Source organism: Streptococcus sp. 79, from assembly GCF_013277425.1.
In the GTDB taxonomy this organism is placed as follows: domain Bacteria; phylum Bacillota; class Bacilli; order Lactobacillales; family Streptococcaceae; genus Streptococcus; species Streptococcus pseudopneumoniae.
Genome location: NZ_VMMW01000002.1, coordinates 53,335 through 72,604, shown reverse-complemented (window position 1 = coordinate 72,604; position 19,270 = coordinate 53,335). Strand labels below are relative to the sequence as shown.

Below are 19,270 nucleotides of genomic sequence, written 5' to 3'. Positions count from 1 at the left end.
GTGTTTCTCTCGTTCACATCTAAGAGCAAATGTGGTATATTCCCATCTTTAATACTTTTTTTGAAATCAAAGAGCAACCAAATGCAGATGTGACAGTTTTTCGGAACTTTTTTCTCTTTAAAACAAAATATGTATTTTTATCTGGGGTTGGTTTGTTTTAAAAAGTTTTCATGCTAATTTCCCCGTATTACTTGCACATATTTTTAGGAAAAAACTTGAAACCGTTTTCTAGTTGTGGTATAATAGAATTGAAAAATAAAAGTATACGAATGACTTGTTAGAAAGGAGTTTTAAATCAGAAAATCAAGTTATTTTATCAGTAATATATATTTGTGACTTGAAGGAGTGTTTTTTATGAAATTTAAAAAAACTGTAACTTCAGCTCTTGTTGTATTATCACTATTTTCTATTATGTCTCCTTCTATAGTTTCTGTTAGAGTATTTGCTGATGATGTAACTACTACGGAAGTTTCTGAAATTAGTACCCAAGAACAAAAATAAATAGATGATGTAGCTAATGTTCTTGATCAAATGTTTAGAAATGGAGTTAATGAAAAAAATTTTACTGAATATGTTTATAAAAACTTTTCTCAAAAAGATATTGCTCTTGCGGAAAATAAATTAGAAACTAATATTAATAATCTCTATGACAGAGTCCCTTGGGATGAGATGGGAGGATGTATAGCGAGAAAAATACGAGAAGAATTTTTTGCTATGACCAATGTTTCGCTAATTGTTAAGTATGCGCAGAAAAAGGCTTGGTTAGAATTAGCTAAAGTGGTACTAAGATTTGTTAAAGCTAATGGACTTAAAACAAATATTTATATCATTGCTGGTCAGTTGGCTATTTGGGCAGTTCAGTGTGGTCTGGAATAATGCGTGATAAAAACTTTTTAATAAAAGATGGGATTATTAGCTTTTTGATTGGATTTGTATATGCATATTTAGTGTTACAAAAATTTATCCTTTGGAAAATCCTTTTGTTTGCATTTATTTTTGCAATTATTAATACAATATTTATGTTTGCTAGGAACAAAAAATAAATAATGATTTAGTTAAATAAAAAAAGGCCCCTAGGGAAGTGTGTTCCTTAGGGGTTGTTGTGCCAGTTCAAGTTTTGTTTCTGTCAAAATCTCAGGCTACCCGTCGGAAAGCGTCCAGACTCGATGCATTTTTCAGATAAGCTACGACCTCTTGGTACTTGCTTTGTTTCTTCATTCCAGACCTCCCTTGATTTTGTTACATTGTACCCTTTTTTTCTTTCTTGGCAATGTCTAAGGTGTTTCTCTCGTTCACATATAAAGCTAAATGTGGTATACTTAGGAGTAACATTTATAGAATAACAAACAAGAAAGAGAATGGATAAGAACGTGCAGGAACCAGTGAAATTATTTCAATACAATACCCTTGGAGCCTTGATGGCTGGCCTTTATGGTGGGACCATGACAGTAGGAGAATTGCTAGAGCATGGAGACCTTGGTTTGGGAACCTTGGATTCCATTGATGGGGAATTGATTGTCTTGGATGGCAAGGCTTATCAAGCCAAAGGCTCAGGAGAGCAACCGGAAATTGTAGAAGTATTACCAGATGCCCTTATTCCTTACGCAGCAGTAGTACCACATCAGGCAGAGGTCATTTTCCGCCAGCGCTTTGAGATGACAGACAAGGAATTGGAAGAACGGATTGAGTCTTATTATGACGGGGAAAATCTTTTCCGCTCTATCAAGATTCGTGGGGAATTTTCACATATGCATGTGCGCATGATTCCTAAGTCGGCACCAGATACCAAGTTTGCTGATGTCGCAACCCATCAACCTGAATATAGTCGTGACAATGTGGCAGGAACCATCGTTGGTTTCTGGACGCCAGAGATTTTCAATGGGGTCAGTTTGGCAGGATATCATCTACATTTTATCTCAGATGATTTGACCTTCGGTGGGCATGTTATGGACTTTGTTATCAAGGAAGGCATTATTGAGGTGGGAGCTATTGACCAGTTGGACCAACGTTTCCCAGTCCAAGACCGTCAATACTTGTTTGCTAAGTTCAATGTTGACGAGATGAAAAAAGATATTGAAAAGGCAGAATAGGAGAAGAAAATGATCATTCATATTATCATTACCATGGTGCTGTTGCTGGCTTTCTTGCTAGGGAGCGTTTGGTATGCCAAAAAGAAATACCAGATTAATCTAGCTGTTTTGGGCTTGGGAGCTGTAGCCTTCTTTGTCTCTTCACAGATTTTGGAAAAACTGGTGCATATCTTGGTTTTGCATCCTCAAAAAGACGGTAGTATTGCCCTCTTGCAAGACCATCCGCTTGTCTATATCATCTATGGCTTAGCCATGGCAGCATTTTTTGAGGAAACGGCTCGTCTTATTTTCTTCAAATGGTTGGAGAAAAAGAGAAGTTTGGAAAAGGCAGACGCCTTGGCCTATGGGTTAGGGCATGGTGGCTTGGAGTTGATTTTCCTAGGTCTTACTAGTTTGCTTAATCTCTACTTCGTTCTCTCAGCAGTTCAAACGCAGGATCCACAGGTCATGCAATTACTGTCTGAAAATATGTTGAAAACTATTCAGTCGCTATCAGTCTGGCAGATTTATTTGCTTGGTTTTGAGCGAATCTTGGCGCTAGGTTTCCAATTACTCTTGACTGTTTGGGTTTACCAAGCTGTTCGCCAGAAGAAATGGATTTATCTCCTAGCAGCCTATGGCCTACATGCCTTCTTTGACCTAGCACCATCTCTAGTCCAAGTTGGCTGGTTGACAAATCCAGTCTTGGTGGAAGTTGTCCTAGCACTTGAGCTCGTTCTGGTTACCTATGGAACCAAGGCTATCTTTTGCAAAAAATCATAAAAAGAGGGGAAACCTCTTTTTTTGTTTAAAATAAGCCTAAGATTTTTTTAGGGTCGTCAAATGGTCTTAAAAATGGTATAATGGAATGAATTTTGTAAAAGGAAGAGTGACATGTCTGTAAGAGAAAAAATGCTTGAAATCTTAGAAGGAATTGATATCCGTTTTAAGGAACCCTTGCATAGCTATAGTTATACAAAAGTAGGTGGAGAGGCCGATTATTTGGTCTTTCCACGAAATCGTTTTGAGTTGGCGCGCCTTGTAAAATTTGCCAATCAAGAAAATATTCCTTGGATGGTTTTTGGCAATGCCAGCAATATCATCGTTCGTGATGGTGGAATTCGTGGATTTGTCATCTTGTGCGACAAGCTCAATAATGTTTCCGTTGATGGCTATACCATCGAAGCTGAAGCTGGTGCTAACTTGATTGAAACAACTCGCATTGCCCTTCGTCATAGTTTGACTGGCTTTGAGTTTGCTTGTGGCATTCCAGGAAGCGTCGGTGGTGCTGTCTTTATGAATGCGGGTGCCTATGGTGGCGAGATTGCTCACATCTTGCAGTCTTGTAAGGTCTTGACCAAGGATGGAGAAATAGAGACCCTGTCTGCTAAAGATTTGGCTTTTGGTTACCGCCACTCAGCCATTCAAGAGTCTGGTGCAGTTGTCTTGTCAGCTAAATTTGCCCTAGCCCCAGGAACCCATCAGGTTATCAAGCAGGAAATGGACCGCTTGACGCACCTACGTGAACTCAAGCAACCTTTAGAATATCCATCTTGTGGCTCGGTCTTTAAGCGTCCAGTCGGGCATTTTGCAGGTCAATTAATTTCAGAAGCTGGCTTGAAAGGCTATCGTATCGGTGGTGTTGAAGTGTCTGAAAAACACGCAGGTTTTATGATTAATGTTGCTGACGGAACGGCTAAAGACTACGAAGACTTGATTGAGTCTGTGATTGAAAAAGTAAAGGAACACTCTGGCGTCACTCTTGAGAGAGAAGTCCGTATTTTAGGTGAAAGCAAGTAGGAAGCTGTAGTTGAAAAGCTGCTGCTATGTCATGGAAAGGGGGTGAAAGCCTATCGTTAGTGCAGAAGAATGTAGGCAGTTCAATCTCCTACACGAGGTAGTGGCGGCCTGACAGAGCCCTGATCTGTTAATCTATGAAAAAGAAGGAATAAATGACAATTGAAAAAACCAATTATTGAATTCAAAAACGTCTCTAAAGTTTTTGAAGACAGCAACACCAAGGTTCTCAAAGACATCAACTTTGAGTTGGAAGAAGGGAAATTCTATACCCTTCTAGGCGCATCTGGTTCAGGGAAATCAACTATCCTAAACATCATTGCAGGTTTACTGGATGCGACGACAGGAGATATTTTACTGGACGGTGTCCGCATCAATGACATCCCAATCAACAAGCGAGACGTCCATACGGTCTTCCAATCCTATGCCTTGTTTCCACATATGAATGTGTTTGAAAATGTTGCCTTTCCGCTCCGCTTGCGCAAGATTGACAAGAAAGAAATCGAGAAACGCGTAGCGGAAGTTCTCAAGATGGTTCAGTTGGAAGGTTATGAAAAACGTTCCATCCGTAAACTCTCTGGAGGACAACGTCAGCGTGTAGCCATTGCCCGTGCTATCATCAACCAACCCCGTGTGGTTTTGTTGGACGAGCCTCTGTCAGCTCTGGACTTGAAATTGCGGACAGACATGCAGTACGAGCTCCGTGAACTGCAACAACGATTGGGCATTACCTTTGTCTTTGTCACTCACGATCAGGAAGAAGCGCTGGCCATGAGTGACTGGATTTTTGTTATGAATGATGGCGAGATTGTCCAGTCTGGAACACCAGTAGATATCTACGATGAGCCAATTAACCATTTTGTTGCGACCTTTATCGGTGAGTCAAATATCTTGCCAGGAACCATGATTGAGGACTACTTGGTTGAGTTTAACGGCAAACGCTTTGAAGCGGTTGATGGTGGGATGAAGCCGAATGAACCTGTTGAGGTCGTTATTCGTCCAGAGGATTTGCGGATTACCCTTCCTGAAGAAGGCAAGCTCCAAGTTAAGGTCGATACCCAGCTCTTCCGTGGGGTGCATTATGAGATTATCGCCTATGACGAACTTGGGAATGAATGGATGATCCACTCGACTCGTAAGGCCATTGTTGGTGAGGAAATCGGTCTGGACTTTGAACCAGAAGACATCCATATCATGCGTCTCAACGAAACCGAAGAAGAGTTCGATGCTCGTATCGAAGAATACGTGGAAATTGAAGAGCAAGAAGCAGGTCTAATCAATGCAATCGAGGAGGAAAGAGATGAAGAAAACAAGCTCTAAACTCTTTGTAGTGCCCTACATGCTCTGGATTGCCCTCTTTGTGTTGGCACCCTTGGTCTTGATTTTCGGCCAGTCCTTTTTCAACATTGAAGGCCAGTTCAGTTTAGAAAATTACAAATCTTACTTCGCGTCACAAAACTTGACTTATCTCAAAATGAGCTTTAACTCTGTGCTTTATGCAGGGATTGTGACCTTTGTGACCTTGCTTATCAGCTATCCAACAGCCCTCTTTTTGACCCGTCTCAAGCACCGTCAACTCTGGCTCATGCTGATTATCCTGCCAACTTGGATCAATTTGCTTCTTAAAGCATATGCCTTTATTGGGATTTTTGGTCAGAATGGCTCTATTAACCAATTCTTGGAATTTATCGGAATCGGTTCACAGCAGTTGCTCTTTACCGATTTCTCCTTTATCTTTGTCGCAAGCTACATCGAGCTTCCCTTTATGATTTTGCCGATTTTCAATGTCTTGGACGATATGGATAACAATCTTATCAATGCCAGCTACGACCTCGGTGCAACCAAGTGGGAGACTTTCCGTCATGTCATCTTCCCTCTGTCTATGAACGGCGTGCGAAGTGGGGTTCAATCTGTCTTTATTCCAAGCTTGAGTCTCTTCATGCTGACCCGTTTGATTGGTGGGAACCGTGTTATTACGCTGGGAACGGCTATTGAACAGAATTTCCTAACCAATGACAACTACGGTATGGGTTCTACCATCGGTGTGATTCTCATCCTGACTATGTTCATCACCATGTGGGTGACCAAGGAAAGGAGAGAACGATGAAAAAATTTGCCAACCTTTATCTGGGACTGGTCTTTCTTGTCCTCTACCTGCCAATCTTTTACTTGATTGGCTATGCCTTTAACGCGGGCAATGACATGAATAGCTTTACAGGCTTTAGCTTGAGCCATTTTAAAACCATGTTTGGCGATGGTCGCCTTATGTTGATTGTGACTCAGACCTTTTTCTTGGCCTTTCTGTCAGCCTTGATAGCGACCATTATCGGGACTTTTGGAGCTATTTACATTTACCAGTCTCGCAAGAAATACCAAGAAGCCTTTCTATCACTCAATAATATCCTCATGGTTGCGCCTGATGTTATGATTGGTGCCAGCTTCTTGATTCTCTTTACTCAACTCAAGTTTTCACTTGGCTTTTTGACCGTTCTCTCTAGTCACGTGGCCTTCTCCATTCCTATCGTGGTCTTGATGGTCTTGCCTCGTCTCAAGGAAATGAACGGTGACATGATTCATGCGGCCTATGATTTGGGAGCCAGTCAATTTCAGATGTTCAAGGAAATCATGCTTCCTTACCTGACACCGTCTATCATTGCAGGTTATTTCATGGCCTTCACCTATTCGCTAGATGATTTTGCCGTGACCTTCTTTGTAACGGGAAATGGCTTTTCAACCCTGTCAGTCGAGATTTACTCTCGTGCTCGCAAGGGGATTTCGCTTGAAATCAATGCCCTGTCTGCCCTTGTCTTTCTCTTTAGTATTATCCTAGTTGTTGGTTATTACTTTATCTCACGTGAGAAGGAGGAGCAAGCATGAAAAAACTCTATTCATTTTTAGCAGGAATTGCAGCCATCATCCTGGTCTTGTGGGGAATTGCGACGCATTTAGATAGTAAGATCAATAGCCGAGATAGTCAAAAACTGGTTATCTACAACTGGGGTGACTATATCGATCCAGAACTCTTGGAGCAATTCACAGAAGAAACAGGAATCCAAGTCCAGTATGAGACCTTTGACTCCAACGAAGCCATGTATACCAAGATCAAGCAGGGTGGAACAACCTACGATATTGCCATCCCAAGTGAATACATGATCAACAAGATGAAGGACGAAGACCTCTTGGTACCGCTTGACTATTCAAAACTTGAAGGGCTTGAAAATATCGGACCAGAGTTCCTCAACCAATCCTTTGACCCGGGTAATAAATTCTCCATCCCTTACTTCTGGGGAACACTGGGAATTGTCTACAATGAAACCATGGTAGAGGAAGCGCCTGAGCATTGGGATGACCTCTGGAAGCCAGAGTATAAGAACTCTATCATGCTCTTTGATGGGGCACGTGAGGTACTGGGACTAGGCCTCAATTCGCTAGGCTACAGCCTCAACTCCAAGGATACCCAGCAGTTGGAAGAGACAGTGGACAAGCTTTACAAGCTCACTCCAAATATCAAGGCTATTGTGGCGGACGAGATGAAGGGATACATGATTCAGAATAACGCTGCAATCGGTGTGACCTTCTCTGGTGAAGCCAGCCAAATGCTGGAGAAAAATGAAAACCTCCGCTATGTGGTTCCGACCGAGGCCAGCAACCTTTGGTTTGACAATATGGTCATTCCCAAAACAGTCAAAAATCAAGATGCCGCCTATGCCTTTATCAACTTTATGTTGAAACCTGAAAATGCTCTAAAAAACGCGGAGTATGTTGGCTATTCAACACCAAACCTACCAGCTAAGGAATTACTCCCAGAGGAGAAAAAAGAAGATAAAGCCTTCTATCCTGATGCTGAAACCATGAAACACCTAGAAGTTTATGAGAAATTTGACCATAAATGGACAGGAAAATATAGCGACCTCTTCCTACAATTTAAAATGTATCGGAAGTAGGAGTTAGCAGTCACGAAACGAATCAGTCAAGCTGGTTCGTTTTTTTAACTCTTTTTCTTTGCAATAACAATATTTTATGGTATAATGTAAGCGTAAACACAAACACAAGAAACTCTCTAAATATTCTATGCTTTTAAAAAAGATAGGAGGAATAAATCATGAAAAAGAAGTTTATGATTTTCTTAACAGCAGTTGCTAGTTTATTGTTTTTAACAACATTTTCAACTACAAAGGCAGATGAAAATATTGACAATAACGGTAGTTATGAAACAAGAACATCTTTAGTAATGAAAGTCGGGGATTCTGCTACACAAGTATTTACAGATAATTCTGGGGAAGAAAATGTAATTACCGTTACAAAGGTTGCTGACAGACCTCGAACCAGTTTTAGATGGGCACAAGTTGGTAGTGAAAAAGCTAGTAACGGAACTTATCATATAAGTTACAGACGCGGGATATTTAACTGTGGCTTCTATATCACAATAGATACTCGTAACATTACCAGCGCATATGATTTATGGTATTTCCATCTAGTAGGCACAAACTCCGCAAATTTAGTGCATGAAAGTAATAGGAGAGCAACAGCATATTTCACATTTCAACTCAGTGTTCCTTGGATTAACGGCCCAAGTTGGGACGGAGCTCTTCGAGCAGAGCTCGACGCAGACTATCTAGTTACACTGGTGAAGTAAAATGGGAATGTTTGGTTTGATGACAGTCGCTCTTACTATAACTCTCTTTCTAATCATCATTTTTTTAATAGTAAAAAATCTTAAGAAATAAACAATTTAAAATATTTAGAGAGCAGATAAAGACACCAAAATTAAATAATTTGGTGTCTTTTATTATGAAATATTCGAAAACTTGGGATAAAAGTTGGGATAAAAAGAAAAATGGCAGTAAGAAAAAGTATATTCTGAAAAAGTAATCGAAGATGTAGGGAATGGGGTTTCTTAAATGGGAATGATTTCCAGTTGACGTAGACTTAAAAAAACGGTATAATACTTAAGTTGAGAATTGATTTTCACTTGTCTTAGTCCAGAGAAATGGCGGTGCTGCGAGCCATCTAAGCTAGGAAGTCATGCTACTCAATCATACAATTGCATAAGAACAAGAGAATGACAAGTTCATTGAATGAAGGTGGTACCGCGGTTTTTCGCCCTTCGTGATATGAGCTTGTCTTTTGATTTTTGGAGGTGTTGATGAAAACATTTCTTGTCAAACAAAAGTTTCGTCTTGGAGGCGAACGCTTCGCTATCAAGGATGACAGGGGAGAAATCGCCTATCAGGTGGAGGGATCATTCTTTAAGATTCCTAAAACCTTTACCATCTATGATGTTAATGGTGAACAAGTCAGTCAGATCAGTAAAGAAATCTTGACCTTGCTTCCTCGTTTTGAGATTCAGCTTCGGGATGGCTCGAGTTTTGTCATTCGTAAGAAGTTGACCTTCTGGCGAGATAAGTATGAGTTTGATAATCTAGGTCTTCGTATCGAGGGCAATATCTGGGATTTGAATTTCAAATTGCTGGATGATCGCGATCAGTTGATTGCAGAAATTAAGAAGGAACTCTTCCATTTGACCTCTACCTATACCGTAACGGTTCTGGAGGACGCTTATGCAGATCTAGTCATTTCCCTCTGTGTCGCGATTGACTATGTGGAGATGCTGGAAAGCCAATCACATTAAACAAGTAAATAAGGAGACAATATGAAACAACTATCTAGTGCACAAGTACGCCAAATGTGGCTTGATTTCTGGGCGACCAAAGGTCACTCAGTAGAACCATCAGTGAGCTTGGTTCCTGTAAATGACCCAACTCTTTTGTGGATCAACTCTGGGGTAGCAACCCTTAAGAAATACTTTGACGGGACCATTATTCCTGAAAATCCACGTATTACCAATGCTCAAAAGGCTATCCGTACCAACGACATCGAGAACGTAGGGAAGACTGCACGTCACCATACCATGTTTGAAATGTTGGGGAACTTCTCTATCGGTGATTACTTCCGTGACGAAGCCATCACTTGGGCTTATGAGCTTTTGACAAGCCCTGAGTGGTTTGACTTCCCAGCTGAGAAACTTTACATGACCTACTATCCAGATGATAAAGATTCGTACAACCGCTGGATTGAAGTGGGAGTGGATCCAAGTCACTTGATTCCAATCGAGGATAACTTCTGGGAAATCGGTGCTGGACCTTCTGGACCAGATACAGAAATCTTCTTTGACCGTGGAGAAGCTTTTGACCCAGAAAATATCGGTCTTCGTTTACTTGCAGAAGATATTGAAAATGACCGCTATATCGAAATCTGGAACATCGTTTTGTCACAATTTAACGCAGACCCTGCTGTTCCTCGTAGTGAATACAAGGAATTGCCACACAAGAACATTGATACGGGCGCTGGTTTGGAGCGTTTAGTAGCGGTTATCCAAGGGGCTAAGACTAACTTTGAAACAGACCTCTTCATGCCAATCATTCGTGAAGTGGAGAAATTGTCTGGTAAGGTCTATGACCAGGATGGCGACAACATGAGCTTTAAGGTTATCGCTGACCACATCCGTTCCCTTTCATTTGCTATCGGTGATGGTGCCCTTCCAGGAAATGAAGGTCGTGGGTACGTCCTTCGTCGTCTTCTCCGTCGTGCTTCTATGCATGGTCAAAAACTGGGTATCAACGAGCCTTTCCTTTACAAACTGGTTCCAACTGTTGGAAAAATCATGGAAAGCTACTACCCAGAAGTGCTTGAAAAACGTGACTTTATTGAAAAAATCGTTAAGAGCGAGGAAGAGTCATTTGCTCGTACCCTACACTCAGGTCAACACTTTGCCCAAGGTATCGTAGCAGACTTGAAAGAAAAAGGACAATCTGTCATCGCTGGTTCAGATGTCTTTAAACTTTACGACACTTATGGATTCCCAGTTGAATTGACTGAAGAAATTGCTGAAGAAGCTGGTATGACTGTAGACCGTGAAGGTTTTGAAGCAGCCATGAAAGAACAGCAAGAACGCGCGCGTGCGTCAGCTGTCAAGGGTGGCTCAATGGGTATGCAAAATGAAACCCTTCAAAACATCACTGTAGAAAGTGTCTTCAACTACAATGCTAGCCAATTGTCTTCTAAATTGGTGGCTCTCGTGGCTGACAATGCAGAAGTAGAAGCTGTATCAGAAGGAACTGCCTCTCTTATCTTTGCGGAAACGCCATTCTATGCTGAAATGGGTGGACAGGTCGCTGACCATGGACAAATTTTGGATGAGTCAGGTAAGGTTGTGGCTACTGTGACCAATGTTCAGAAAGCCCCAAATGGTCAAGCTCTTCATACAGTTGAAGTCCATGCACCACTTGCTTTGAACCAAGAATATACCTTGGCAATTGATACAAATCGTCGTCACCGTGTCATGAAAAACCATACTGCGACTCACTTGCTTCACGCTGCCCTTCACAATATCCTTGGAAACCACGCAACACAAGCAGGATCTCTTAACGAAGTTGAATTCCTTCGCTTTGACTTTACCCACTTCCAAGCAGTAACTGCAGAAGAATTGCGTGCTATTGAACAGCAAGTCAACGAAAAAATCTGGGAAGCTCTTGAAGTCAAGACAGTTGAAACAGATATTGACACTGCCAAGGAAATGGGAGCTATGGCCCTCTTTGGTGAGAAATACGGCAAGGAAGTCCGTGTTGTTACTATCGGTGACTACTCTATCGAGCTTTGTGGTGGTACCCACGTTGGTAACACTTCTGAAATTGGTCTTTTCAAGATTGTCAAAGAAGAAGGTATCGGTTCAGGAACTCGCCGTATCTTGGCAGTGACTGGTAAGGAAGCCTTTGAAGCCTACCGTGAACAAGAGGACGCTCTTAAAGCTGTCGCAGCAACTCTTAAAGCACCACAAGTCAAGGAAGTACCTCACAAGGTAGAAGGACTTCAAGAACAACTTCGTCAACTTCAAAAAGAAAATGCTGAGTTGAAAGAAAAAGCTGCAGCTGCAGTCGCGGGCGATGTCTTCAAGGATGTGAAGGAAGTCAATGGTCACCGTTACATTGCTAGCCAAGTTTCTGTATCAGATGCAGGTGCCCTTCGTACTTTTGCAGATAACTGGAAACAAAAAGACTACTCTGATCTTCTTGTCCTAGTTGCCGCTATCGGTGACAAAGTCAATGTCCTTGTAGCAAGCAAGACAAAAGACCTTCATGCAGGAAACCTTGTCAAAGAATTGGCACCAATCGTCGATGGACGTGGTGGTGGTAAACCAGACATGGCCATGGCAGGAGGAAGCAACCAAGCTAAGATCCAAGAATTGTTGGATGAAGTAGCAGGTAAATTGTAATCAAGTAATACTCTTCGAAAATCTCTTTAAACAATGTCAGCTTCACCTTGCCGTAGGTATGTAACTGACTTCGTCAGTCTTATCTACAACCTCAAAACTGTGTTTTTAGCAGCCTGCGGCTAGCTTCCTAGTTTGCTCTTTAATTTTCATTGAGTTTAAAGATCTATCCATTTGGGTAGGTCTTTTTCATACCAAAAAAGCCAAATCTGATTGGATCTGACTTTATAATCATTGACTATTAGATTGTATTAGCTGCCCAGACACTTACCGAAGCAGCTGAGACTGGGAATTGTCCATAACCTTCCTCATCGATTGTAACTTGATCTTGGTGGTTTTCAAGTAAATCTACAAAGGTTTGGTTAGCCCATTCTTGGCCGACAAACATTGACTTGCTGTTTTCTTGGTCATTTGAGATAAGAACTGCGATTGGGGATTGATTTTCAGCACCTGAACGTACCCAACCGATACAGTTAGGGTCATCAAAGTAGTCATTTTGTTCTCCATATGCCAAATCTTTTCGGATGGTTAGGAGGCGGTCAAGGACTTCTTTGAAATCTTGTTGAGCATATTGCCCTGAAATCCCATAGTAGTCGCCGTAAAAGACACATGGAAGGCCGTCTTGGCGTAACAGAATAAGGGCATAGGCTGCTGGTTTGAACCATTCTTCAACGGTAGACTCAAGGGCTTGGCCTCGTTGGGTATCGTGGTTGTCGACAAAAGTTACAGCCTTGTCAGGCTTGAGTTCAACCAGGCTATCTGTGAAAATACCACGAAGGTCATAGCTGGAACCTGCTCGACTAGCATCAAAGAGATTCTGGTGGAGACGAACATCGACAAGGTCAAAGCGTTCTTCCGTTTTTTCAAGATAGTCCAGATTGGCTTCCTTGTCTGGATTCCAAAATTCACCAAAAACATAGAAATCCTCACCGTATTTTTCCTTCATATCACGGATGAAATTGCGCATGAAGAAAGAGTCGATGTGCTTAACGGCATCCAAGCGGAAGCCAGCTACACCAGTCGTTTCCATGAACCAATCAGCCCAGTCATAGATATTTTGGATAACTTCAGGATGTTTAAAGTCTAGATCGGCATACATGAGGTAGTCGTAGTTGCCGTTTTCATTATCAACCAATTCCTCGTTGGCCCAACCCTTGTTGTCTCCTTGAATCAGATAAATCCCAGACTTTCGGCGTTTTGCATCGTAGTCTGTACCTGTGAAGTGGTACCAGTGCCAGTGGAAGTCATTATAGGTATCTTGGCGACCATCGAAGGTAAAGCTAGTCCAGCCATTGATGGTGAAAGGTTCTCCGAGTTCAACCGTACGGTCTACAGGATCCACTTCAATAACCTGAAAGGCTTCCATGTGATCAGCAGCAGCCTTGTGATTGAGCACCACATCGGCCATAGGTTGAATTCCCTGTGCTTTAAGGGCTTGAATGGCTTGAAGATAGTCTTCTTTGAAACCATACTTGGTGCGGACAGTTCCTTTTTGGTTAAACTCGCCTAGGTCGAATAAGTCATAGACCCCATAGCCTACATCTTTTTCATTGGTAGCCTTGAAAGCTGGTGGCATCCAGACATGGCTGATACCGAGATCAGCTAGGTGTGGAGCATCTTCAGCCAGACGCGTCCAGTGCTGACCGTCGTGGGGCAGATACCATTCAAAGTATTGCATAAGTGTTTGATTTTGCATGATGTTTCCTCTTACTTGTCAATCTTGTTCTTTATTCTATCATAAAGTATCTCTTGGCGCAAACGTTTGCGTAAGAATAGAAGGAAACTATTGTATCTACTTAAAATAAAGTGTTGATTTTTTTGTATCAAAGTGCTAGTATAATAGTATGTAATATAGATAAAGATAGGAGTCATCCCATGATTGAATTTCAAAATGTTAGTAAGTTGTATGGTGATAAAGAGGCTTTGAGCAATCTCAATTTGCAGATTGAAAATGGGGAGATTATGGGCTTGATTGGCCATAATGGGGCTGGGAAATCGACCACCATAAAATCCTTAGTCAGTATCATTTCGCCCAGCAGTGGTCGTATTTTAGTAGACGGTCAGGAGTTATCGGAAAATCGTTTAGCTATTAAACGAAAGATTGGCTACGTAGCAGACTCGCCTGACTTATTTTTACGCTTAACGGCCAATGAATTTTGGGAATTGATTGCTTCATCCTATGATCTGACTAGCTCTGATTTGGAGGCTAGTCTAGCTAGGCTATTGAGTGTTTTTGATTTTGCTGAAAACCGCTATCAGGTTATTGAAACCCTTTCTCACGGAATGCGTCAGAAAGTCTTTGTCATCGGAGCACTCTTGTCCGATCCCGATATTTGGGTCTTGGACGAACCCTTGACAGGTTTGGATCCCCAGGCTGCCTTTGATTTGAAGCAAATGATGAAGGAACATGCGCAAAAAGGCAAGACAGTCTTGTTTTCAACCCATGTCCTAGAGGTAGCCGAGCAAGTCTGTGATCGGATTGCCATTTTGAAAAAGGGGCATTTGATCTATTGTGGTAGCGTAGAGGACTTGAGAAAAGATCACCCAGACCAGTCTTTAGAAAGTATCTACCTTAGCCTTGCTGGTAGAAAAGAGGAGGTTTCAGATGCGTCTCAAGGTCATTAAAAAATTAGTTGATATCAATATCCTTTATTCATCTCAAGAAGCTAATCTGGCTAATCTACGAAAGAAGCAGGCTAAGAATCCTGGAAAAAAAGTAAATGTTTCCGCTAGAGTCCTAAGTTCTTACATTTTTTCCAGTCTCTTGATGCTTTTCATGTTTATAAATATAGCCTTTCGTTTTCCTTTTGAGGAAACACCAAGTTTTTTTAGTAGCATGGTTGCTATTTTACTGGTGCTTGCCTTTTCAACTTCTTTCACTGCATTTTACAATGTCTTTTATGAGAGTAAGGACTTGGCATCGTATAGGCCCTATGCCTTTAAAGAATCAGAGATTATAATGGCCAAAGGTCTGTCTGTTCTCTTGCCAGCTCTAGCTGGAATTGTACCAATCCTAGCTTATTTTCTAGTCCTCTATATTAGGCTAGCTCCTTCTCTTTGGCTGGGCTTGCCTTTGATGCTGCTATCCTTGGCCTTATTATTTGTCTCTGTTACTTTAGTGATGGTAGTGGCAGTACATTTCTTGGCTCAGACTAGGGTCTTCAGAAAGTATCAGTCTATTTTTTCGAATGTGATGATTGGGATAGGAGTTCTCATACCTTTAATATTTGTCCTCTTTCTACAGTCGACTTTTGGAAGTATTGTTGACAAAGTTAGAGACATTCCATTTCTCCTTTATCCTCTTCATATCTTTTACAAAATAGCAGTGGAGCCTTTTTCGACAGAAGCCATACTGGGTCTGCTCGCTTGGATAACTCTAACTGTCTTCTTACTTTACCTGACCAAAAAGAAGGTTCTTCCTCATTTTTATGACGTGATTCTGCTTAACAGTGAGGAGAAGGTCAAGAAAGAACGTCGCAGTAAGGAGAGAATTTCAACTACTAAAAAGGGATTTTTCCGTATGGTTTTACGCTACCACCTCACCCTCTTGGGACAGGGGACTGGCGTGATTACAGTGCTTTTTACAAGTGCTTTCCTTCCTTATCTCATGATGATTGGTCTGATTTCCAAAATCCGAGATTCTCAGATAGTTCCAGATATTCATCCTCCATACTGGTTACCCTTGTTTTTTATAGGATTGTTTATATCAGTTGTCAATAACAATATCACCAGCCTGCATTCAATTGCTTTATCCTTGGAGAGGGAAAATGTTGATTTTCTTAAGAGTTTACCCTTTGACTTTGCTCGTTATGTGAAAGTGAAATTTTGGATTATATTTGCTGTCCAGTCCTTTTTACCAGTTCTGACTTTACTTGGACTTTCTCTATATCTAGGCTTGCCCATCCTTTCGATGATTTACCTCCTTGTGGCATGGATCCTTGCCAGTGTCATCCTTTCTTGCCACCATTACCTTAAGGACGTGAAAAATTTGTCAACCAATTGGAGTAACATTACGGACCTGGTGAACCGTTCAAATCGTATAGTAGCAATAGTTTTACTCTTAATTCATAGTGTTATCTTAATGATTTTAGTCATAGCAAGTTTGTTCTTGGTTCGGTCTCTCGCCCCTGTCCTTGCCATCAGCTTGGGAGTAGGAGCTCTTATCCTTCTGCTTGGTCTTGCTATTTTTGGCTATCATTACTACCTGTCACGCATATTGGCAGAAATAGAAAAAAGATGAGATAGTTGGTCGCTTGCTTGATAAATTCAATTCGACAAACGCTTTTATAGTTTGTTAGAATGTAGTTGTAAATGATTAAGATTGGTAATCAAAAATATATAGGGAGGAATGTTTTGAATAAGAAATATAACATAGTTCTATTTTTGTTGTTTATAGTTTATTTATTTGGATATTTTTCAATTTCAAAAACTTTCATTCCTATAATGTGTGTGATCCAAGTATTTTTGATAGAACATATATTTAAAGTTCGAAATAGAATGATGCAAATAGGTGAAATTTTAATTATTGTTGCTTCTATGATATTATTTATTGATAGTATATTGAGTTTGTAACAAAAGGCTTCTCTATAGAATCAAATTTTCCAGATACCTGCTGAAGCTGATTTATTTCTTCATCTTTCTTCTACCTTTGTCACTAAACTTGACAGACATATATTGCAGGTACAGCCTCTCCAGCTACAATCTCAAAGTTAATACTCTTCGAAAATCTCTTCAAACCACGTCAGATTTGCCTTGCCGTAGATATGGTTACTGACTTCGTCAGTTCTATCCACAACCTCAAAACAGTGTTTTGAGCTGACTTCGTCAGTCTTATCTACAACCTCAAAGCAGTGCTTTGAGCAGCCTGCAGATCGCTTCCTAGTTTGCTCTTTGATTTTTGTTGATAAAAAGAAATGCTCCTCCACGATGGAAGAGCATTTTTATTGTGATTTTGATTCAGTTTCTGCAGACTCGGGATGGAGTTCTTGGTAACTTGGTGCCTTGAAAAGGTCAGTACTAGTTTTGCCTTGTCGTTGGCTAAAGAGGCTGGTTGACTGACTACCTTTTTCCTGTTCAATCTTTTGCAGAATTGGCAAGGAATTGAGGTAAGAAATACTTTCAGTATCAACTTTTCCAAGATGATCTGCTTGGTAGAAACGTATCAAATCACCAGTTTGAATCTGGTCGCTGATTTTTAGCTGTTGGCTGGCTGTCTGCCGAACGCTTTCTAGTTCAGTTTGAGCTTGTTCATCAAGATTACTGATTTCGAGACCGCTCTCAGTATAGTAGGTTCGTCCGTCGTAGCTGGTGTATTTTGGTGTGACGAAGGAATTGGCAGTTCGAAAGGCAACGATTTCTTGATGATCTGGAGACAGAAGGTCTTGGCCGACTTGAAGGAAGGAATTGGACTCAATACCAAGGAGGTGTTCGAGAGTCGGTAAGATATCGATTTGTCCACCGTAGGTATTGATGATTTGTCCTTTTTCATAGCCAGGCATGACCACCATAAAAGGCACCCGTTGCAACATGGCATTGTCGTAATTCGACCAGTTATCAGAAGTCTTTCCAATCAAGGGTGCCAGCTCAGGATTGCGGGAGTTGGAAATACCATAATGGTCTCCGTAAATGACGATGATGGATTTTTCATAGAGGCCACTTTCTTTGAGATAGTCAAAGAAGGCCTTGATGGCACTATCCAGATAGTTAGCTGTTTGGAAGTAGCCGTTGATTGTTTCATCTTTGGTTTTAGCCAGTGGGAAACCAAGCTCATCGCCTGTCAGATTGCTAGCATAGGGATAGTGATTGGACACCGTGATATACTTGGCATAAAAAGGCTGCTGCAAGTGCTCCAGATATTGGATAGAATCTTTCATCATGATTTTATCATTTAAACCATATTGGAAAGAATTGTTACTGTCTTGCTTGGTGAAGTAGGATGCATCAAAGAAGTATTGATAGCCCCATTGTTTGTAGGTCGTATTTCGGTTCCAGAAGGTCCCAATATTACCGTGAAAGACAGCACTTGATTGATAGCCATTTTTTGTTAGGATAAAAGGCGCTGCCTGCTGGGTATTGGTACTTCCATAGTTGACCATAAAGGAACCTTGGTCAAGTCCAAACAAACCAGTCTCTAGCATGGTTTCCGCATCTGAGGTTTTACCAGCCTTGACTTGGTTAAAGATATTCGAAAAGGATAGGGTTGCTTGCGAATGGTAGAGGGAATTAAGGAAGGGAGTGACTTCATGCTCAGTTCCATCTAGGTTGAGTTTATAGTCAAGCAGGAACTGCTGGAAGCTCTCCAAGTGGAGATAAATCACATTTTTTCCTTTGGCCAAGCCAAAATAGTCTGGATTGGGCTTAGCCGAATGCTCTTGAATATAATCTGTAATAGGTTGCAGATCTGTCTCAGAGGCCTTGGCTCGTTCCTTGTTGGCGCTATAGGATTGGTTGGCACTATAGCCTAAAAAGGCTGGCAAACTAAGGGCGCGGACAACATAATAATTCGAAAATCCTCGCGATAGGAGATCGGGACGCTCAATTTCAGCCAAGAAAAGGTTAGCTGAAAAGAGCAGGGTCGAGAGAGCAGTGATGGCAACACTGGAGCGGAATTTGAAAGGTCTCCTATCCAGCTGGATGAATTTTTTATAGAAAAGGAAAGCCAGCAGTGGGAAATCCATAAAATAGATGAAATCCCAAAAGCGCAGTAACTCTAATTCTGCAGTACCAACAGACACCTTGCTGACCACCTTCATGGTATTAGCCGTGATAAAGTCACTAAATTCTCGATAGTAAAAGACATTAGAATAGAGCCAAATGAACAACAGGCTATAAATAGCTATACTCAGACCATAAAAGATTTTGGTTGACCGAGCATAGAGGGCTAGAGCCAGCAGGAGTAGCCCCAAGGGAAGGGGATTGAAAAAGGCGATAAAGGCAAGGTAATTTCCCTGCAACTTGCCCACTTGAATATCTAAATTAAAGTCAACGGCATAGGCTAATAAGGTTTTGAGCCAATAGAGGATTAAAAGGGTTAGGACAAAACCCAGTCTGGTACCCATGGCTTTTTGGATTTTGTTAAAATTGCTTTTCACACATTTACTTCCTAATTTTTTATTAGTATTAGTATACCATTTTT

General features: G+C 41.2%; 18 protein-coding genes. 15 read left to right on the top strand and 3 right to left on the bottom strand.

The features are described 5' to 3' along the window. Positions 1 to 354 precede the first annotated feature (354 nt). The 12 genes from HT729_RS11725 to alaS all read left to right on the top strand — a co-directional run bounded on the left by HT729_RS11725 (position 355) and on the right by alaS (position 12,138). Positions 355 to 501, top strand: coding sequence for a hypothetical protein (locus HT729_RS11725; protein WP_000669513.1), 147 nt, complete (start codon positions 355 to 357; stop codon positions 499 to 501). A 30-nt stretch (positions 502 to 531) separates the two neighbouring features. After that, a complete protein-coding gene (locus HT729_RS01000; RefSeq protein ID WP_000489503.1) occupies positions 532 to 876 on the top strand; it encodes a hypothetical protein in 345 nt (114 codons plus the stop codon). A gap of 482 nt (positions 877 to 1,358) precedes the next feature. Next, positions 1,359 to 2,090 carry an acetolactate decarboxylase gene (budA, locus tag HT729_RS00995; RefSeq protein WP_023932776.1) on the top strand — a complete coding sequence of 244 codons (732 nt, stop codon included), beginning with the start codon at positions 1,359 to 1,361 and terminating at the stop codon, positions 2,088 to 2,090. 9 nt (positions 2,091 to 2,099) lie between these two features. After that, positions 2,100 to 2,852: a YhfC family glutamic-type intramembrane protease gene (locus HT729_RS00990; RefSeq protein WP_050971541.1), complete on the top strand. Its 753-nt coding sequence runs from the start codon at positions 2,100 to 2,102 to the stop codon at positions 2,850 to 2,852. A 111-nt stretch (positions 2,853 to 2,963) separates the two neighbouring features. After that, a complete protein-coding gene (murB, locus tag HT729_RS00985; protein ID WP_023936081.1) occupies positions 2,964 to 3,869 on the top strand; it encodes a UDP-N-acetylmuramate dehydrogenase in 906 nt (301 codons plus the stop codon). Positions 3,870 to 4,028: 159 nt separating this feature from the next. Then, positions 4,029 to 5,186, top strand: a complete 1,158-nt coding sequence (locus tag HT729_RS00980) for an ABC transporter ATP-binding protein (RefSeq protein ID WP_023936083.1) — start codon at positions 4,029 to 4,031, stop codon at positions 5,184 to 5,186. Continuing rightward, the gene (locus tag HT729_RS00975; protein ID WP_000753801.1) at positions 5,167 to 5,973 is read left to right on the top strand and encodes an ABC transporter permease; all 807 of its coding nucleotides are present in this window, start codon (positions 5,167 to 5,169) and stop codon (positions 5,971 to 5,973) included. The genes HT729_RS00980 and HT729_RS00975 overlap by 20 nt, the downstream gene beginning before the upstream one ends. Beyond that, entirely contained in the window at positions 5,970 to 6,743 is a 774-nt protein-coding gene (locus tag HT729_RS00970; RefSeq protein WP_000712740.1) for an ABC transporter permease subunit, read from the top strand. Before HT729_RS00975 ends, HT729_RS00970 begins: the two co-directional genes overlap by 4 nt. After that, positions 6,740 to 7,810, top strand: a complete 1,071-nt coding sequence (locus tag HT729_RS00965) for an ABC transporter substrate-binding protein (protein WP_070842542.1) — start codon at positions 6,740 to 6,742, stop codon at positions 7,808 to 7,810. The genes HT729_RS00970 and HT729_RS00965 overlap by 4 nt, the downstream gene beginning before the upstream one ends. Before the next feature lie 158 nt (positions 7,811 to 7,968). Next, a complete protein-coding gene (locus HT729_RS00960) occupies positions 7,969 to 8,502 on the top strand; it encodes a DUF5626 family protein (RefSeq protein WP_023939759.1) in 534 nt (177 codons plus the stop codon). Positions 8,503 to 9,012: 510 nt separating this feature from the next. Next, complete coding sequence (locus HT729_RS00955; RefSeq protein ID WP_023932770.1) at positions 9,013 to 9,498, top strand: LURP-one-related/scramblase family protein; 486 nt, start codon at positions 9,013 to 9,015, stop codon at positions 9,496 to 9,498. Positions 9,499 to 9,519: 21 nt separating this feature from the next. Continuing rightward, a complete protein-coding gene (gene alaS / locus HT729_RS00950) occupies positions 9,520 to 12,138 on the top strand; it encodes an alanine--tRNA ligase (RefSeq protein WP_172931564.1) in 2,619 nt (872 codons plus the stop codon). A 238-nt stretch (positions 12,139 to 12,376) separates the two neighbouring features. Here alaS and HT729_RS00945 read toward each other — a convergent pair whose 3' ends face one another. Further along, positions 12,377 to 13,831: an alpha-amylase gene (locus tag HT729_RS00945; protein WP_172931563.1), complete on the bottom strand. Its 1,455-nt coding sequence runs from the start codon at positions 13,829 to 13,831 to the stop codon at positions 12,377 to 12,379. A 179-nt stretch (positions 13,832 to 14,010) separates the two neighbouring features. On the opposite strand from HT729_RS00945, the gene HT729_RS00940 reads away from it, so the two are divergent. From HT729_RS00940 to HT729_RS12545, 3 genes are all read left to right on the top strand, one after another. Next, complete coding sequence (locus HT729_RS00940) at positions 14,011 to 14,760, top strand: ABC transporter ATP-binding protein (RefSeq protein ID WP_050242125.1); 750 nt, start codon at positions 14,011 to 14,013, stop codon at positions 14,758 to 14,760. After that, on the top strand, positions 14,741 to 16,375 hold the full coding sequence (locus HT729_RS00935; RefSeq protein ID WP_172931562.1) for a hypothetical protein: 1,635 nt from the start codon (positions 14,741 to 14,743) through the stop codon (positions 16,373 to 16,375). Before HT729_RS00940 ends, HT729_RS00935 begins: the two co-directional genes overlap by 20 nt. Positions 16,376 to 16,446: 71 nt before the next feature. After that, positions 16,447 to 16,707 (top strand): hypothetical protein, encoded by a 261-nt coding sequence (locus HT729_RS12545; RefSeq protein ID WP_345890459.1) that lies wholly within the window; start codon positions 16,447 to 16,449, stop codon positions 16,705 to 16,707. Between the two features lie 137 nt (positions 16,708 to 16,844). Here the strand turns inward: HT729_RS12545 and HT729_RS11720 are convergent, their stop codons facing one another. Continuing rightward, positions 16,845 to 17,060: a hypothetical protein gene (locus tag HT729_RS11720; protein WP_119942562.1), complete on the bottom strand. Its 216-nt coding sequence runs from the start codon at positions 17,058 to 17,060 to the stop codon at positions 16,845 to 16,847. Positions 17,061 to 17,075: 15 nt separating this feature from the next. Further along, on the bottom strand, positions 17,076 to 19,193 hold the full coding sequence (locus tag HT729_RS00925; protein WP_172931567.1) for an LTA synthase family protein: 2,118 nt from the start codon (positions 19,191 to 19,193) through the stop codon (positions 17,076 to 17,078). Positions 19,194 to 19,270: the final 77 nt, after the last annotated feature.

Bases quoted from the DNA above. Each gene is read 5' to 3' on its own strand.
- HT729_RS11725 (WP_000669513.1), top strand. From the start codon at position 355: ATGAAATTTAAAAAAACTGTAACTTCAGCTCTTGTTGTATTATCACTA.
- HT729_RS01000 (WP_000489503.1), top strand. From the start codon at position 532: ATGTTTAGAAATGGAGTTAATGAAAAAAATTTTACTGAATATGTTTAT.
- budA (WP_023932776.1), top strand. From the start codon at position 1,359: ATGGATAAGAACGTGCAGGAACCAGTGAAATTATTTCAATACAATACC.
- HT729_RS00990 (WP_050971541.1), top strand. From the start codon at position 2,100: ATGATCATTCATATTATCATTACCATGGTGCTGTTGCTGGCTTTCTTG.
- murB (WP_023936081.1), top strand. From the start codon at position 2,964: ATGTCTGTAAGAGAAAAAATGCTTGAAATCTTAGAAGGAATTGATATC.
- HT729_RS00975 (WP_000753801.1), top strand. From the start codon at position 5,167: ATGAAGAAAACAAGCTCTAAACTCTTTGTAGTGCCCTACATGCTCTGG.
- HT729_RS00970 (WP_000712740.1), top strand. From the start codon at position 5,970: ATGAAAAAATTTGCCAACCTTTATCTGGGACTGGTCTTTCTTGTCCTC.
- HT729_RS00965 (WP_070842542.1), top strand. From the start codon at position 6,740: ATGAAAAAACTCTATTCATTTTTAGCAGGAATTGCAGCCATCATCCTG.
- HT729_RS00960 (WP_023939759.1), top strand. From the start codon at position 7,969: ATGAAAAAGAAGTTTATGATTTTCTTAACAGCAGTTGCTAGTTTATTG.
- HT729_RS00955 (WP_023932770.1), top strand. From the start codon at position 9,013: ATGAAAACATTTCTTGTCAAACAAAAGTTTCGTCTTGGAGGCGAACGC.
- alaS (WP_172931564.1), top strand. From the start codon at position 9,520: ATGAAACAACTATCTAGTGCACAAGTACGCCAAATGTGGCTTGATTTC.
- HT729_RS00945 (WP_172931563.1), bottom strand. From the start codon at position 13,831: ATGCAAAATCAAACACTTATGCAATACTTTGAATGGTATCTGCCCCAC.
- HT729_RS00940 (WP_050242125.1), top strand. From the start codon at position 14,011: ATGATTGAATTTCAAAATGTTAGTAAGTTGTATGGTGATAAAGAGGCT.
- HT729_RS00935 (WP_172931562.1), top strand. From the start codon at position 14,741: ATGCGTCTCAAGGTCATTAAAAAATTAGTTGATATCAATATCCTTTAT.
- HT729_RS12545 (WP_345890459.1), top strand. From the start codon at position 16,447: ATGATTAAGATTGGTAATCAAAAATATATAGGGAGGAATGTTTTGAAT.
- HT729_RS00925 (WP_172931567.1), bottom strand. From the start codon at position 19,193: ATGGGTACCAGACTGGGTTTTGTCCTAACCCTTTTAATCCTCTATTGG.